Here is a 16,287-nt window from a genome sequence, read left to right as displayed (position 1 = left end):
GTAACGATAAGGAGAGGGATATGTGGAAACGATGGATAGCCATTAGCGTCTCTGCGATGATCGCTTCGGCCGCGCATGCGGCCGGTGCTGTCGAAACCCTGCCGTCCGGCGTCAAAGTGGAGATCACGCGAGAGGGAACGGGTGCGCAGCCGAGCGCCACCGATGTGGTCAAGGTCCGTTATCGCGGGACGCTTGCCGACGGCACCGAATTCGACAATTCCGAAAAACACGGTGGCGTGGCTACCTTCCCGCTCAATCGCGTCATCCCATGCTGGACGCAAGGCGTGCAAAAGCTGAGAGTCGGCGGCAAGGCAAAGCTCACGTGTCCGCCGGAGACGGCGTACGGCAGCCGAGGTATCGGACCGATTCCGCCGAATAGCACGCTCACCTTCGAGGTCGAGCTCGTCGACATCGTCAAGTAGGGCGCGGTTCGATGCCACCCGTTGTCTACCGCGATACCGTGCGCGCCGAGTGGGTCGATTACAACGGCCACTTGCGCGACGCGTATTACATGCTGATCTTCAGCTTCGCGACGGACGCGGTCCTCGACGCAATCGGTCTCGACGACGCGCAACGCAAGCGGCGCCGCCGTTCGGTCTACACGCTGGAAGCGCATATCAACTATCTGCATGAAATCAAGGAAGGCGCGCAGGTGCGGGTAGACGCGCACGTGCAGGGCCACGATGCGAAGCGTCTGCATCTCTACCTCGAGATGTTCGCTGACGAGGGGATCGCGCCCGTCGCCGCTAGCGAGCAAATGCTCCTTCACGTCGATACGGACGGGCCACGATCGGCCGAATTCGACGCCGACGTTCTCGAACGCGTGCGGGCACTGCAAGCCGCCGATGCACCACCGGCGCGGGCCCGCTACTGCGGGCGCGTGATCGGACTGCCCGCGAACCGCGGTTCATAGCCTTCCGCGCCTGCTAGCCCTTCTCGGCGGCAGCGTCCATGCCTGCGGAGCAACGCGGCTCGAAGGATCCGTGCCGGCGCGAGCCGGATAGGCGCACATCGCCTATGCTATGGGCTGTTGCCGAGAGGAGCGCCCATGACCGTCCGCAACCTCGATGCGCTTTTCAAGCCCGAATCCGTCGCCGTGATCGGCGCTTCCTCGCGCGCGGGCACTCTTGGCGCCATCGTCTGGGAGCGCGTGCTGGCCGGCGGCTTCAATGGTCCAGTCTGGCCAGTCAACCCGAAATACGATGAACTCGACGGCCGTATTGTCTTCGCCGATGCCGGCGATCTGCTTGAAGCGCCGAGCGTCGCGCTCGTCTGCACGCCGAGCGCGACCTGGGTCGATATCGTCGGCAAGCTCGGTCGGCTCGGCACTCGCGCGGTCATCATCGTTGCCGACGCGAGACGAGATCACGCGGCCGACCCTGCCGTCGTTCAAGCCACGCTCGCGGCGGCGCGCCCCCACCTGTTGCGTATCGTCGGACCGGCCAGCGTCGGCGTCGTGACCCCGGCGTTGCGCGCGTACCTCGGCGCGCCGCCTTACCTGGTCAAGCACGGCGGCGTCGCATGGGTATCGCAGTCGAACGCGTTGACGAATGCCGTGCTCGGCTGGGCCGACGCGCGCGGACTCGGGTTTTCCCATGCTATCGCGCTGGGCGACGAAACCGACGTCGATGCCGGCGACGTGCTCGACTATCTGGCGAGCGACAGCGCCACGCGTGCGATCCTGCTCGAGCTCAACACCGTGCGCTCGGCGCGCAAGTTCATGTCGGCGGCGCGTGCCGCGGCTCGCAACAAGCCCGTCCTCGTGCTGCGCACCGGCAGAGGCGACGCGAACGACGCGCTCTATACGGCCGCGTTCAGGCGTGCCGGCATGGTACGCGTCGATTCGCTCGACGATCTGCTCGACGAGATCGAAACGCTCGGCGTCGGCCGCATTGCCGCGAGCTCGACGGCAACGCTCGTGACGAGCGATCGCGGTGTCGCTTCGCTCGCCACTGATGCATTTGCGGCGGCGGGCGGCATGCTCGCGCAATGGTCGGACGAGACGGCACGGGCGCTGGCGGGCGCGTTGCCGCATGTCAGTCCGGGCAACCCGCTGCTGCTTGGCGACGACGCGCGACCGGAAGACTTCCGCCGTGCGCTCGAAGCGCTCGCGCCGCGCGGCGATACCGGCACAGCGTTCGTCATTCATTCCACCACCCATGGAGCGCCGGTGGAAGAAGTCGCGCGCGTGGTGATCGATTGCCAATGCATCGCCTATCGCGGCATGTTGGCTTGTTTCTTTGGCGGTCTGAATACGACGACGCGAGACGCGTTGCGCGCACGCGGCATTGCGGTTCATCCGACGCCACAGCGGCTTGCACGCGCGTTCACGCGTCTCGTCGATTACCGGTTGGGCCGCGAGTTGTTGATGCAGACGCCGCAAGGGCTGCCGGCGCGAATACCGGCCGCGATCGAGGCCGCGCAAGCGTATGCCGCCGCCGCGCTGGCTAAGGACGGGCGTGCGGTGCTTACGGATGAAGCCGCCGTGCGCCTTCTCGAGCCTTTCGCGTTGCCGGTGAGGGCGGACAATGAGCCTTGCCCGAGCGATACCATCGTCGACATCGCCGTCGAACTCCACGACGATGCCGAGTTCGGCCCTGTCTTTCGTTTCGCGGCGCCGCCTGTCGATGGCATTTCATCCCCATTCGTGTTCTACGGTTTGCCGCCGCTCAATCCGACGCTGGCTCGTGAGGTCTTGTCGCGTTCACCGTATGCGCACCGTGTGCCAATCGATCCGGTGCTGAACGTGCTGACGGCGTTGTCGGACGCCATATGCGTGATCGAACAGATTGCGGGATTCACGGCATCGCTGCGCATCGCGCCTGCGCGCGTCGATTTACGCTCGCCGCAAATCCGTCTCGCCCCGAAGCGAGGACGTCTTGCCATCGTTCCTTACCCGCGCCGGCTCGAGCAGACGATCGAATGGCGCGGCATGCAGTTGACGATCCGGCCGATCCGCCCCGAAGATGAGCAAGCGCATAGTGCCTTCGCCGCGGCGATGTCACCCGAAGACCTCCGCATGCGATTCTTCGGCGCCGTGCGCGGCTTCGATCATTCTCAGCTCGCTCGAATGACGCAGATCGACTACGACCGCGAGATGGCATTCATCGCGACGGCGGCCGACGCGAAAGGAGCCATGGAGACGCTCGGCGTCGTGCGCGCGGTGGCCGATCCCGACAACGAGTCCGCCGAGTTCGCCGTCGCCGTTCGTTCCGATATGAAGGGAAAGGGGCTCGGACGGCTGCTGATTGAGCGGATCATCGATTACGCGCGTGCGCGCGGCATGCGCGTAATCACGGGCGAGATCCTGCGTGAAAACGCGCCGATGCTCGCGCTCGCAAGAGCGAAGGGCTTCGAGATGCACGCTTCGGAAGATCCTGCAGTCATCTCCGTTCGATTTCCGCTCCAATAAGCACCGACGTCAATACCTCGGCGATGACCGTTGCAACGGCATTGCTCATGGATTTAACGATCCTTTGCAGTTCATTTCAAATTGTTCCGATATATTCCAGCACTCGTGCAGGGCATGGACTCTTAAGTTTGAGCGTACTAGTCCGTTCAATCCTTCGCTTGTGGTCGAAGCATCCGCCTTCTGCACTTCGGACATCGGTATAACAAATTGGAATGGGCATATGCGGAAAGAACGTCTACCTCATGGTGCGTGGGGCCGTCACGCCGGATCACGTGTAAGTCGCCATGGAGTCCTCGATAAAGCTTCGAGCCCACGCCCGAAGGCGACGACCCTCGCCGTTCTCGGCTACGTTGCGGTGATTCCCGCGCTGGCTCACGCAAACTGCACGACATCGGGCACGACGACCACTTGCGACTCGTCTTCGCAATGGACCACCATGATCGGCACAGGCCCGACGACACCCTCGGGTTCCCAGGTAATCGTCGGCACGGGTGCGGTGGTCAATCTCGTCAATAGCAGCGCTATCGCGCTGTCGGACAATGCGAACATCGTGGTTCAGTCCGGCGCGCTCGTACAGAACGCTTCGTCCAACTCGACCGGCACGTACGGAACGGGCGGCAATACGATCGATTTTCGGAACAACAGTACCCTGACGGTCGAGGAAGGCGCGACAGTCCAATCCACCGGTAGCCAGACGACTGCCGAGGCCGTGAACCCGGAGGGGGCCGGCAATACGATCGTCAATAACGGCACCATCAAGGGCGTCAAGTCCGCGGCAATCTGGTTTCAAAACACGTTGGGCACGAATACCGTCATCAACAACGCGACCGGCGTCATCCAGGCGCCGAACAGCGTGATGGGCGCGTCGGGCAATGGCGCGGTGGTGTTCAGCAACCTCGGCAAGGTGATCGGAAACCTGGTTTTCGCGGGCGGCAACGACACGCTCAACATGTTCACTGGATCGAGCGTATCCGGGACGATTGATGGCGGCGGCGGCAGCAATCTGCTGACGCTCGATGGCACCGGGAGCGGCACACTGCCTACGACGATCACGAAATTTCAGACGCTGCAGAAAAACGACAGCGGCACCTGGACGATCACGAACTCGATCGGCGGGATGGGCGTGACCTCGGCCGAGGTCCAGCAAGGCACGCTCGTACTGACGGGCAACAACACAGGCTACACGGGCTCGATGCTGGTCGACCAGGCCGGCACATTGCGCGCGAGCGCGCAAAGCCTCCCGTCGGCCGTCACGGACAACGGCCTCGTTCAGTTCCAGCAAGATGCGGCGGGCACCTACACGGGGCTTCTGAGCGGCTCGGGCGCCGTCGAAAAGGACGGCGCGGGCACGCTGACACTCGCTCCGACGGGAGCCGGCGGCAACACGTATACCGGCGGTACGGTGCTCAAGCAGGGCGTGCTTTCCGTCTCGGCGGACAGCGCACTCGGCGGCGCTTCCGGCGGCGTGACGTTCGACGGCGGCACGCTGCAGCTCGGCAGCGCTTTCGATCTCGCGAGCACGCGGGCTATTTCGGTCACAACGAACGGCGGCACGATCGACACGCAAGGCTTTCAGTCGACGATCGACCAGACCATCAGCGGATCGGGCGCGCTCGACAAAACAGGCTCGGGGACGCTGACGGTCAACGGCGCAGTGGTCGGCTCGATAGCCGCCGAGGTGCAGCAGGGCACGCTCGTACTCAACGGCGACGGCTCGCAATTCACGGGAAGCGTGACGGTCGATCAGCCGGCCGTCCTGCAGGCGAGCGCGCGGAGTCTGCCGCCCGCGGTGACGGACAACGGCCTCGTGCAATTTGAGCAAAGCGTCGACGGCACCTACGCGGGAACGATCGGCGGCACCGGGACGGTCGAGAAAGACGGAGCGGGCACGTTGACGCTCGCCCCATCGGCAGCTTCAGGCAATACCTATACCGGCGGCACGGTACTGAAAGCGGGCACGCTGTCGGTCGCGGCCGACAGCGCGCTTGGCGGCGCATCGGGCGGCATGACGTTCGACGGCGGTGCGCTTCAACTCGGCAGTAGCTTCGACTTGGCCAGCACGCGTGCCGTTACGATCACTTCGAACGGCGGCACGATCGACACGCAGGGCTTCCAATCGACCATTGCACAAGCGATCACGGGTGCCGGCGCCCTCACCAAGGCCGGCACAGGCACGCTCGTGCTCGACGGCGTCAACACGTATTCGGGCGGCACGTCGGTCTCGGCCGGCACGCTCGTCGTCGGCGATGCGTCGAACGCGGGGGCGTCGGTGGCGGGACCGGCGACCGTCGCAACGGGCGCCGTGCTCGGCGGTTATGGCAGCGTCAACGGCGACGTCACGAACAGTGGGACGATCGCGGTGGCCAACGCTTTGTCGACGGCTGCGGCGAGTGCGAATGCGAATGCGAGCGTAGCCAGAGCGAGCATGATCGCGGTGGCCCACGCGCAATCGTCCGTCGCTGCCGGCACGCAGGGCAGTTTCACGATCAACGGGCAATTGACGAACGCGGGCCTGGTGCAACTGGGCGGCGGGGGGCAGGCCGGCAACACCCTGAACGTCAACAGCTATGTCGGGCAGAACGGGACGATCGCGCTCAATACCGTGCTTGCCGGGGACAACGCGGCATCGGACAAGCTCGTCGTCAATGGCGGCACGGCGACGGGCTCGACGACGCTTAAGGTGACGAACGTCGGCGGACACGGAGCGCCGATCCTGTCGAACGGCATCGAGGTCGTCGCGGCGGCCAATGGCGCAACGACCGATACGAGCGCGTTCACGCTTGCCGGCGGCACGGTGAAGGCGGGCGCGTACGCCTACTATCTCGCGAAGGGGGGCGTGACGGCAGGTACGTCGCAGAACTGGTACTTGCGTAATACGGTGCCGGCCGCGAACAGTGCGTCGCCGGCCAACGCGGACGGTAGCGGCGGATCGGTGATCGCGGCGGCCGGCACGCCTGCGTTGCCGGCTGCCGGTGCCGATCCGGTCGCGCTTTACCGCCCCGAAGTCGCGCTCTACGCGCAAATCCCGAGCGTGATGCGTCAGCTCGACTGGATGCAGATCGACGACTTCCATCAGCGGCAGGGCGACCAGTTGCTGCTCGGCGAGAAGGGCCGCTTGCCCGCCTCATGGGGCCGTGTCTGGGGCGCGCATAGCGTGCTGTCCGAAGGCGGCGACGTGAGTCCGCAATTCGAAGGCTCGATGGGCGGTGTGCAGATCGGACAGGACGTGTATGCGGATGGAACGGAAGGCGGCCACCGCAACCACTACGGCTTCTATCTCGGCATGGCCCGCGCGACCGGCGAGGTCAGCGGGTCGGCATTGGGCGTGCAGGGTGTCGACGTCGGGCATCTTTCAGTCAACGCGTACAGCCTGGCGGGCTATTGGACGCACATCGGGCCGGGCGGATGGTACACGGATACGGTTGTTTCGGGCAGCTCGCTGATGGCGGACACGAACTCGAGTGACAACGTTCGTTCGAGCACACACGGTACCGCCGTGACGGCCTCGATCGAAGGAGGCTTGCCGCTCCCGATCGGTCACGGGCTCACGATGGAACCGCAGGCCCAGTTGATCTATCAGCATCTTTCGATCGGAGATCTGAACGACGGTGCGTCAAACGTGGCGTTCGGTAGCGGCAATACCGTGCTGGCGAGATTCGGCGTTCGGTTCTCAGGTACTTGGGAGGCGCTCGGCGCCGCGTGGCAGCCGTATATGGGGTTCAACGTGCTGCACGCGTTTGCCAACGGTGACCACCAGACGTACGACAGCGTGACCTCGATCGCCACGCCGGTCAATCAGACGACGGCGCGGATCGACGCGGGCGTGGTCACGAAGTTGTCCAAGCACGGCAGCGCCTACGCCGCCGTCAACTGGGGCACGAACCTCGACGGGGAGCACGTGCGCACGGTAGGAGGAAATGTCGGCTTGCGTTGGTCCTGGTGAAGGAGGGCGGCCATGAGCGCCGCCGACCGTGCATGAGCTGGGCGGTGCGGACGTCGCCGCGCCGCTCAGGCCTGGCCCGCTTCGAGCTTCTCGAGCCGATATCCGTAGCCGTAGACGGGATAGATGCAGTACCCGTTCTGCGGACGCAGATCGAGCTTGATGCGAACGGACGAGACATGCGTGTCGAGCGTGCGCGACGGGATATCGGCCGTTTGTTTCCAGATCGTCTCGACGATGTGGCTGCGCGAGAGCGGCCGTCCGAGATTCCGAAACAGCAGCAGCGCAACCTGGAATTCCTTCTGCGACAGCGTGACAGGCACGGCTTGACGGTAGACGATGCTCTCGCGCAGGTCGAAGACATATTCGCCGAACTCCTGCGAGGCAACGCTCTCATCGCGGCGATAGGTTCTGCGCAAAAGAGTCGAGACTCGTGCGAGCAGGATCGACGCCGCGACGGGCTTCACCACGTAATCGTCGGCGCCGGCATTCAACGCGGTGACAATGTCAGCTTCGCGCGATCGGCTGGTCATGAAAAGGACGGGAAGCTCTTCATGGCAGTGCTCGCGCACCCAGGCGAGCACCTCGTCGCCTGGCATGTCGGCCACGTTCCAGTCGAGCACGATCAGGTCGTAGCTCTCCCGCCGCAGCTCACGGATCAATGCCCGACCTTCGGTGAAGGCATGACAGGTATGCCCCGCGGGGCTCAGCGATTCGGAGACAAACTCCAATTGGCTCGGGTCGTCGTCGAGGATGGCGATCCGCATTGTCTGACTCGGATAGAAGTGAAGCGTTGTGCCGAAGCAAAGAGGAGCAAGCGACGCCCGGTTCTGGTGCATTCCGCGCGGAGCTGCCGGTTTGACGCCAGCAATGATGGGGCAAATCCTAAGGGTTTGCCAATATCTGGGTGAGAATGATCCGGGCGCTGTTCAATGGGGCATCCTTCCGTTGCCGGCGACTTAACAATTCTTGAGCCAATTGACGATCGTTCCTTTCTATACTGCTTGCCGGATACCAAAAATGACTTGCGTTACGGGGTGCTATGAGAATCGCCGTTCTGGACGATGATCCGGCGCAGGCTCACTTCGTGTGTGAGACGCTGGCGGCGGCCGATCACGTTTGCTGCTCCTTCTCAGCGGGGGATCTGCTCGTCGAGCGGTTAAAGCACGAGACCTTCGATCTTTTGGTGCTGGACTGGAACGTTCCGGGCATGTCCGGTGAAGAGGTGCTGCGCTGGGTTCGGGAGTCGCTTTCGGAAAGGGTGCCGGTCGTCTTCCTGACGAGCTGCGGCAGCGAAGCCGACGTAACCTCGATCTTCGCGCTCGGCGCCGATGATTACCTCGTCAAGCCCGTGCGCGCCGACGTATTGCGCGCGCGTGTGACGTCGCTGCTGCGCTGTGCCTACCGATTCAATCCGTGCGAGGGAACGGAGACCTTCGGCGACTTCGTATTCGACTTGCGGACTTCGCAGACGGCGACCCACGGCATGCCGATCGAACTGACCCGCGAGGAGTTCCAACTTGCGCTGTTGCTGTTTCGGCATCTTGGCCGGCCCCTTTCGCGTGCTCACATTCACGAGGCGGTTTGGCACAATGTCGCCGGCGTATCGTCCCGAATCATCGATACGCATATGTCGGTGATAAGAACGAAGCTCGATCTGCGGCCCCAACACGGCTACCGTCTGGCGTCGATCGCCGGCTACGGCTATCGTCTTGACCGGATGGAGGATGACCAGCCATGAGGCGAGACAACGACATGCCGAAGATGCGGCGGCGATTTTCCGGATGCGAAGGCGATCTTCTGATCGCGCGCCGGTGGCGGCTTCGATGAAATTGCTCGCGCGGCTGATCCGCTCGCGGCTCGGGCCATCGCTGGGGCGCCGCTTCCTGCTGGAGTGGATCGCGACCGGCTGCCTCGGCATTGCATTCGTCGCGTTGAGCTCGAGCTGGCGTCTGACCTCCAGTCTCGATCATCTCGTCTATGACGAATTTCTCGCGTTGTCGACGCGGCCGGTATCGAACGACATCGTCGTCGTCGAGATCGACGACGACAGTATCGAAGCGCTTGGCCGCTGGCCCTGGCCGCGCAACATACACGCTCGCCTTATCGATACGCTCGCGAAGGACGGCGCGGCGGCCATCGTCTACGACGTGCTGTTTACGGAGCCCGGCGCGGACGACGCGGCGCTTGCGCGCGCGATTGCATCGAGCAGGACCTATCTGCCGATTTTGCTCGACTCCCCGGATGCCGCGGGCCATCGTGACGCGGTGCTGCCGATCGCCGAATTGGCTCACGCGGCGGCGGGGCTCGGCCATATCAATTTCGAAGTCGATAAAGACGGCATCGTGCGCAGCGTGGCGCCATACGAAGGCGATGCGCGTGCATGGTGGCCGCAGTTGACGGTTCCTGTCTGGCATGCCGTGGAAACCGGCGTGATACACCTGGCCGGCATGAAGAAGGTGAGGCGCGCAGCGCCCGATCTCGCCGAGATGGCCAATCCGAGCGGCGATCAGCGTTTGCTGATTCCGTTCAGTCCGCTGGGCCAAACCTACCGAAAGGTATCCGTCGCGCAAGTGCTGGCTGGAACAGTGCCGCCCGACGTCGTGCGAGGCAAGATCGTGCTGGTGGGCTCGACGGCGTCGGGGCTTTACGACCATTTCGCGACGCCGATGTCGGGCCGCTCGGGGATCATGCCCGGCGTTTACGCCCATGCGAGCGTGCTCGACATGTTGCTCAACGGTACGGCCATCAGGCCGGCATCGTCTCTCGGATTGCTTGCCGCATGGCTGCTGCCACTTGCCGCGCTGCTCATCGGCTTTCTGGTGCTCTCTCCCATGTTCTCGCTGGCGCTCGCGATCGTGCTCGCCGGCTTGGCGCTCGCCGTCGATGCCATGCTGCTGCACACGCTGCGGCTCTGGGTGTCGCCTGTGCCCGCGATCCTCGGGCTCGTCGCCGTTTATCCGGTATGGAGCTGGCGCCGGCTCGAAATGACGATGGCGTACCTGCGCAAGGAGTTGCGGCATCTCGCCGATGAACCCTACCTGCTGCCCGAAGCGCCGACGCGGCAAAATGAATTCATGGGTGACGCGCTGGAGCAGCAAATGTCGCTGATGGCTCAGGCCGCGCGGCGCGCCAGAGATATGAAGCGGTTCGTCTGGGACAGCCTCGATAATGGACCTGAGCCGATTTTCGTCGCCGACGTGAACAATGTCGTGCTGATCGCGAACCGCGCCGCGCGAGCGTATTGCGCGCGACTGTCGGCGCCCGGCCCGGAGGGCTGGCCATTGCAGGCCGTGCTGACCGACTGCGCATTCTCGAAGACGGTCGGCGCCGAGCCGGAAGACGAGCTGATCGCGCGCCGGGATTGGCCCGCGGTAATGAATCCGACGCGGCCCGAATACAAGCGGATCATGACGAATGGGATCGAGGTGCGCTGCCGCGACGACCGCGACTACTTGCTGCGGTACTCCGAATGCAGCAATGCGTTCGGCGAGGCAACGGGCTGGATCGCTGGCCTTGTCGACACCACGGCGTTGCATGAAGCCGAGCGCCAGCGTGAGGACGCGTTGCAGCTCCTTTCGCACGACATGCGTTCGCCCCATGCGTCGATTCTTGCGCTCGTCGAGATGGAGCGCGCGCGCATCGAGTCGGAGCAGGTGCGCAACGTCATGGATCGCATCGCGCGCTACGCCACGCGCGCACTGACGCTCGCCGACGACTTCGTGCAGCTTGCGCGCGCCGAGTCGCAGGCCTACGAATTCGAGCCCGTGAACCTCGCCGACCTCGTGCTCGATGCGAGCGACCAGGTCTGGCCTCAGGCGCATGCGAAGCGCATCCGCATCGATGCGGAATTGGGCGACAGCGAAGGATGCTGGATTCGCGCGGACCGCTCATTACTGACGCGCGCGCTCGTGAACATCCTGCAGAACGCGATCAAGTACAGTCCGGACGACACGCGCATTGCATGCACGATCCTGCCTGCGAGCGCGTCGTTGGCCGGGGGGCATGTGAGCTGCTCGATTCGCGATCAGGGATACGGCATTCCGCTGGACAAGCAGGGCCGCTTGTTCGAGCGGTTTCGCCGCTTCCACGCGGGCGAGCGTCCCGAAGTGGGCGGTGCGGGGCTCGGCATGGCATTCGTGAAGACCGTCGTCGTGCGACATGGGGGCGAGGTGGCGGTGCAGAGCGAGCAGGGTAAGGGCACCGAATTCGTGATCTCGTTGCCGCCCCTGGTGGAGGAGGCCGAACTCGGGCGGGCCGACGAGCCCGCGTGAGACGTGCTCGCACATAGGGAAAGTCCACCGCGCCCCGCCTTCACCTGACACTTGTTTGCAGTCGTTTTTGGGGTGACTTGGCATAATTGCGACGCTGAACGAAATCCTGCTCGCTGCGTTCGACGATGCCCGTAGCCAAGGCAGAGCGATGACGGGCGTGCCGTTGCGTCATGGATTCCAGGTTACCAAAAATGAGTTCTCAATCGATGCGTGAAGTGTTCTGGCGCGCAGACCAACAAACGCGTAGAGGTACGGCGTGGTTGCCGTCGCTTGCGGCATGGGCTCGCCGCTTGTGCCGCGGTTTCGAGAACGCGGAGCGTGGCCGCTTGCAAGGCAGGATCCGTCAACTGGAATCCGAAGTGGCGCGCCTGTCGCGGCTCGCCGTGACCGATGAACTGACCGGCGCATTCAATCGCCGGCATATCGAGGAAATATTCGAAACTCGCGTTGCATCGCCGGGTATCAACGAACCCCTTGCGTTCTGCCTGTTCGACATCGACGGCTTCAAAGCGTACAACGACACATACGGCCACGGTGCGGGCGACGACGCGCTGAAACAAGTCGCGCAAGCTGTCCACGGTCAGCTGCGCCAATCGGGCGACAGCTTGATTCGCCTCGGCGGCGACGAGTTCTGCATTCTGTTGCGCGCCGAATCGCCGGCTGACGCGCTGGCTGCGATCGATCGCCTGCGATTGGCCGTGCGAGCCCTTGCATTACCGCACCCGACGAAAAGCAATGCGGTGTTGACGGCGAGCTTCGGCTTCGTATGGCGAGGCGCTCGCGGCGCGACGCGCCATCTGCCGCGCGATCTCTATCGCCACGCCGACCGAATGCTGTATGAGGCAAAGCGTGCGGGCCGCGATACGGTGAGGCTCGCGGTCCTGTGACTTGCGCGCGGCTCGCGGGCGACGATCGGCTTCCTGCTTACGCGGCGAGCTTTGCCGCCGCCTCATCGACTTGTGCACGTGAGATCGACAATTCGTCGAGCCACGCCTCGGCATAAACGCCGCCGGTTTCGCGCTCGAGACGTGCAACCGTTGCGGCGTTGCGTGCCGTATCCTTCGGCGTGGCCAGAAAACGCTTGATCGATTCGCCAGCCTTGAACGCATCGAAAAGCGGCACGCGAATTTCGTCGGGCAGCGCGCGAGTCCATTGATAGGGCTTGCCGTTGAACGTCAGCGTCGGCGGCAATACACGCTCTTTTTTCGCCGACGAAGCGATGAGACCGTAGGTCCGCGCCGCTTCGCCGATCTGCTCGGGCGAAAAGAGCTCTTCCGGCGTGATTTCGAATTGCGCGAGATAGCCTTCGATGGTCTTCATCGCGGCCGCGCGGTCGTCGCGCTTTTGTTGAGCGCGCTCGACGATGAGCCGCAGTTCGTCCGCTTCTTCGCTCGTGATCGTGAAGCTCGCCTGCTTTTGCTGCAGTTCGGTGAAGCGCTGAAATTCGGAGTCGGTCAGAAGTTTTGCCATGGATGGGATCACGGGTCGTCATGCGCCGTGCGCGAAAACGCCCGGCGCGAATTGCGAAGGGCCGCCATTCTAGCGTCAGACGGCTCAGCGATCCAGAGGCGTACCCTTCGTCGCCGAGCGGATGAAGTCGACAGTCACCGACAGCACGGCCTCGGGACATTCCTGATGCGGCGTGTGTCCGCAGCCTGGCAGCAGCGCCGCTGTTGCCGACCCGGCGGTTTGCCCGGTGATCGATTGCAATTGCAGCGCCGTGCCGTATTGATCGTGTTCGCCTTGCATGGCAAGAAGCGGCACCTCGATCCGTGGCAACAGCGCTTCGATGTTCCACGTTGCGAATCGAGGATCGAGCCACGTATCGGACCATCCGCGGAAGACCTGTTCCGTCTTCGCTCCGTGATAGCGGGTAAGGTTGGTCAGCTTGCCCGAGTCGTACGCGGCGACGGCATCGCGAATGCCGGCGAGCGTCACTTTTTCGACAAAGACGTGCGCTGCCTCGGTCACGATGCCGAGCAAGCGCTCGGGACGCAAAGCGCCATAGATCAAGGCGATGCTGCCGCCGTCCGAATGACCGAACACGATGAGCGATGCTTCGGCGGGCAGCAGGCTGTCGATCACCTGCGGCAAGTCGCGCGTGGCAGCCGTTTGAAGGTAGTCGGCGGACCAGGGCGGCGGCGGCGATGAACGGCCGTACCCGAGGCGATCATAGACGAGCCCGGGACAGCCGCTCGCTTCGCAGAGGCGTTGCGGGAAATCACCCCACATTGCAGTACAACCGAGTCCTTCGTGCAGAAAGACGAGATGCGGCAGAGCCGGGTCGCCGTCGATTCTTAGATAGGCAATCGTTCCGTCGGCTATTTCCAGTTCGTTCATCGATTAAAAGCGAAAGGTATTGCACTAGGCACCCGGGTCGTCGTGGCAAACCGCCTCGACATTATGGCCGTCCGGGTCGAGCACGAATGCGCCGTAATAGTTGGCATGATAATGGGGCCGCAAGCCCGGCGTGCCATTGTCTTTGCCGCCGGCGGCAATGGCGGCCGCGTAGAAAGCGTCGACCTGCCCGCGATCCTTGGCGCGAAACGCGATATGAATCGGCGGATCGTTCGGCGTGCCCTTGCTGAGCCAGAAGTCCGCCACGCCGTCTGCGCCGAAACCCGCCACGTCGGTATGGCCCGTTACCGATGCCGGGAATTCGCGCAACAGTTCGTAGCCGATGGGCGCTAGAGCGTTCGTATAGAACCGCTTGCTCGCTTCGAAATCGCTTACTGTTACACCTGTATGGTCGATCACGTTCGTCTCCTGAGGGCAGGCACCATTCAACGAGTGGGAAGAAACGACGAGCGGCGAAAGCAGGACCGTCGCGGCACTAGCGGTCCTTGGCGCGACTATCGTCCGGCGCTGTTGCGGGGGGCACCGCTGACGCCTCGGCGCCGCCGTGGGAGTGATTGCCGTCCGTGCCGTCGCCGACGCGATTGATCGTCCCCTGCGCGAGCGCCACGAGCGTTTCCTTATCGCCATCGAGCACATAGACATGGCATTGGCAGGTGGCATGGCCACGCCCCGCGTAGACGAGTTCGGCGCGCGCCAGCAGCGCGCCGCGCACCGCCGGGCGCAGGTAACTGATCTTGTATTCGCCCGTCACGACACGCGGCCCCAGTGCGATCGCGCCCGCGAACGTCAACGCGTTGTCGGCGAGATAGCTGATGACGCCGCCGTGGACGAAGCCGTGCTGCTGCCGCAACTCGTCGCGAATCGGCAATCGCAGCGTGAGCCCGCGTTCGCCGATCTGAACGAGCTCGGTGCCAAGCAGCATGCTGAACGGTTGTGCATGCAGCGCGCCGCGAGCCAAATCGAAGAAATCGGTCATTGGGGACCCCTCGGGGCGGGGGCCCCGTATCGTGTTCGTTCCACGCTAGGAACGCTTCATCATACGCTTGACATCCGCCCCTGCCTAAACGCAGGGCTCATAGCGTGCGGATCGACGCCGGCGATCGACGGCCGGCGACCGGCGTCAGGCCGGCAGCGAGGCATACGCCGTGGCGAGATGATAGGGCGTTGTCGACGGCATGTCGCCACGCGCAATTTCGCCGTCGGCCGTCTTGCATTCGTACCAGCCGAGCGGATGCAGGAAGCGGATGCGGAAATGCTCGATTTGCGAGGCGAGGGCGCCGCGGTCGGCCGGTGTGCCGCGCGTCGCGAGCGCGCGCAGGTATTCCGTCTGCGCCCAGATGCGCTGCGTCGCGTCCTGTACCGAGCCGTCTTCGTTGAGCGCGGCGCATACGCCGCCCGTTTGCGCGTCGACGCCATGGCGTTGCGCAAAGTCGAAGGCTCGCTCCAGCGACGCGGCTAGCCCCGATGCCGCGATGGCACGGCCCGCCCGCGCGACGAGATAAAACCATTCGAACTGGTGGCCGGGCTCGATCCGATTGCCCTCGGTGCCGATCGGCAGCTCCGCGATCGCACCCGTCGGCGCGTGGACGAACGTGCGGGCGACGGCCGTGGCCAGCCCGCCGAGCGCTTGCTCGAACGTGGCGTCGCGCGTCGCTTCGTGCGCGGCGAGATAGGCCTCGGTCAAGTGCATCAGCGGGTTTTGCAGCGGCCCGCTGCGCACGGTCGAAAAGCGCTCGTCGAGCGCCGAGTGGAGCAGCCCTTCCGTCGCGGCGAAGCGTTCGCCAATGAGCGCGGCCGTCCCACTCAGCACGTCGCGCGCATCGCTGTCGCCGAAAGCCGCGAGATAGGATGCACATGCGAAAACGACGAAGGCATGCGTGTAGAGATCTTTCGTCGTCTCGAGCGGAGCGCCCGCCGCATCGACGCTGTAGAACCATCCGCCATGGCGTTCGTCGCGGAAATACCGGCGCAGCGAAGCAAACAGCGTTTGCGCATGCGCTGCATCGCCGGCGAGCGAGAAGACGAACAGTTGCCGCGCGCACGCCATCGCGCGGTAGCGGGCGACAGGCAGCGGCGTCTGGTCTTCGGCTAGTACCGCCTCATAAGGCAACTGCATCGACGCGTTGAAGCCTTGAACACGCCAGAGCGGCAGGACGATCTGCGTAAAGTGCGTGGAAAGAGCGGCGGATTGAGCAGCGATCGCTGCGTCGGTCGGGTTTGACATTGTGCGAAAACGGAGTTCGAAGATCGATTGCACTGGCAATTCGTGCCAATTGATGCGAGATGCGCCAAGGATAATGCAA

At 64.0% G+C, this 16,287-nt stretch carries 13 protein-coding genes; 7 read left to right on the top strand and 6 right to left on the bottom strand.

All coding sequences use genetic code 11. The features are described from left to right. Positions 1 to 56: 56 nt before the first annotated feature. The 4 genes from AB4Y31_RS20180 to AB4Y31_RS20165 all read left to right on the top strand — a co-directional run bounded on the left by AB4Y31_RS20180 (position 57) and on the right by AB4Y31_RS20165 (position 7,355). The gene (locus AB4Y31_RS20180; RefSeq protein WP_368675921.1) at positions 57 to 422 is read left to right on the top strand and encodes an FKBP-type peptidyl-prolyl cis-trans isomerase; all 366 of its coding nucleotides are present in this window, start codon (positions 57 to 59) and stop codon (positions 420 to 422) included. Between the two features lie 11 nt (positions 423 to 433). Further along, positions 434 to 913, top strand: a complete 480-nt coding sequence (locus tag AB4Y31_RS20175; protein WP_368675474.1) for a thioesterase family protein — start codon at positions 434 to 436, stop codon at positions 911 to 913. 135 nt (positions 914 to 1,048) lie between these two features. Continuing rightward, on the top strand, positions 1,049 to 3,412 hold the full coding sequence (locus AB4Y31_RS20170) for a GNAT family N-acetyltransferase (RefSeq protein ID WP_368675473.1): 2,364 nt from the start codon (positions 1,049 to 1,051) through the stop codon (positions 3,410 to 3,412). Positions 3,413 to 3,848: 436 nt separating this feature from the next. Then, positions 3,849 to 7,355 (top strand): autotransporter outer membrane beta-barrel domain-containing protein, encoded by a 3,507-nt coding sequence (locus tag AB4Y31_RS20165; protein ID WP_368675472.1) that lies wholly within the window; start codon positions 3,849 to 3,851, stop codon positions 7,353 to 7,355. Between the two features lie 65 nt (positions 7,356 to 7,420). Here AB4Y31_RS20165 and AB4Y31_RS20160 read toward each other — a convergent pair whose 3' ends face one another. Further along, on the bottom strand, positions 7,421 to 8,119 hold the full coding sequence (locus AB4Y31_RS20160; protein ID WP_368675471.1) for a response regulator transcription factor: 699 nt from the start codon (positions 8,117 to 8,119) through the stop codon (positions 7,421 to 7,423). 275 nt (positions 8,120 to 8,394) lie between these two features. Between AB4Y31_RS20160 and AB4Y31_RS20155 the strand changes: the two genes are divergently transcribed. The 3 genes from AB4Y31_RS20155 to AB4Y31_RS20145 all read left to right on the top strand — a co-directional run bounded on the left by AB4Y31_RS20155 (position 8,395) and on the right by AB4Y31_RS20145 (position 12,513). Beyond that, a complete protein-coding gene (locus tag AB4Y31_RS20155; protein ID WP_368675470.1) occupies positions 8,395 to 9,093 on the top strand; it encodes a response regulator transcription factor in 699 nt (232 codons plus the stop codon). An 85-nt stretch (positions 9,094 to 9,178) separates the two neighbouring features. Next, positions 9,179 to 11,626: a CHASE2 domain-containing protein gene (locus tag AB4Y31_RS20150; protein ID WP_368675469.1), complete on the top strand. Its 2,448-nt coding sequence runs from the start codon at positions 9,179 to 9,181 to the stop codon at positions 11,624 to 11,626. A gap of 191 nt (positions 11,627 to 11,817) precedes the next feature. Then, the gene (locus AB4Y31_RS20145) at positions 11,818 to 12,513 is read left to right on the top strand and encodes a GGDEF domain-containing protein (RefSeq protein ID WP_368675468.1); all 696 of its coding nucleotides are present in this window, start codon (positions 11,818 to 11,820) and stop codon (positions 12,511 to 12,513) included. Positions 12,514 to 12,550: 37 nt separating this feature from the next. On the opposite strand, the gene AB4Y31_RS20140 is transcribed toward AB4Y31_RS20145, so the two are convergent. The 5 genes from AB4Y31_RS20140 to AB4Y31_RS20120 all read right to left on the bottom strand — a co-directional run bounded on the left by AB4Y31_RS20140 (position 12,551) and on the right by AB4Y31_RS20120 (position 16,208). Then, positions 12,551 to 13,096 carry a hypothetical protein gene (locus tag AB4Y31_RS20140; RefSeq protein ID WP_018440072.1) on the bottom strand — a complete coding sequence of 182 codons (546 nt, stop codon included), beginning with the start codon at positions 13,094 to 13,096 and terminating at the stop codon, positions 12,551 to 12,553. An 84-nt stretch (positions 13,097 to 13,180) separates the two neighbouring features. After that, entirely contained in the window at positions 13,181 to 13,966 is a 786-nt protein-coding gene (locus AB4Y31_RS20135) for an alpha/beta fold hydrolase (protein ID WP_368675467.1), read from the bottom strand. A gap of 24 nt (positions 13,967 to 13,990) precedes the next feature. Next, on the bottom strand, positions 13,991 to 14,383 hold the full coding sequence (locus tag AB4Y31_RS20130; RefSeq protein WP_368675466.1) for a VOC family protein: 393 nt from the start codon (positions 14,381 to 14,383) through the stop codon (positions 13,991 to 13,993). 76 nt (positions 14,384 to 14,459) lie between these two features. Continuing rightward, on the bottom strand, positions 14,460 to 14,960 hold the full coding sequence (locus AB4Y31_RS20125) for a PaaI family thioesterase (RefSeq protein WP_368675465.1): 501 nt from the start codon (positions 14,958 to 14,960) through the stop codon (positions 14,460 to 14,462). A 144-nt stretch (positions 14,961 to 15,104) separates the two neighbouring features. Continuing rightward, positions 15,105 to 16,208 carry an AGE family epimerase/isomerase gene (locus tag AB4Y31_RS20120; RefSeq protein WP_368675464.1) on the bottom strand — a complete coding sequence of 368 codons (1,104 nt, stop codon included), beginning with the start codon at positions 16,206 to 16,208 and terminating at the stop codon, positions 15,105 to 15,107. Positions 16,209 to 16,287: the final 79 nt, after the last annotated feature.

The organism is Trinickia sp. EG282A (assembly GCF_040965455.1).
GTDB lineage: Bacteria > Pseudomonadota > Gammaproteobacteria > Burkholderiales > Burkholderiaceae > Trinickia > Trinickia symbiotica.
This window is presented reverse-complemented; position numbering and strand designations above follow the sequence as displayed.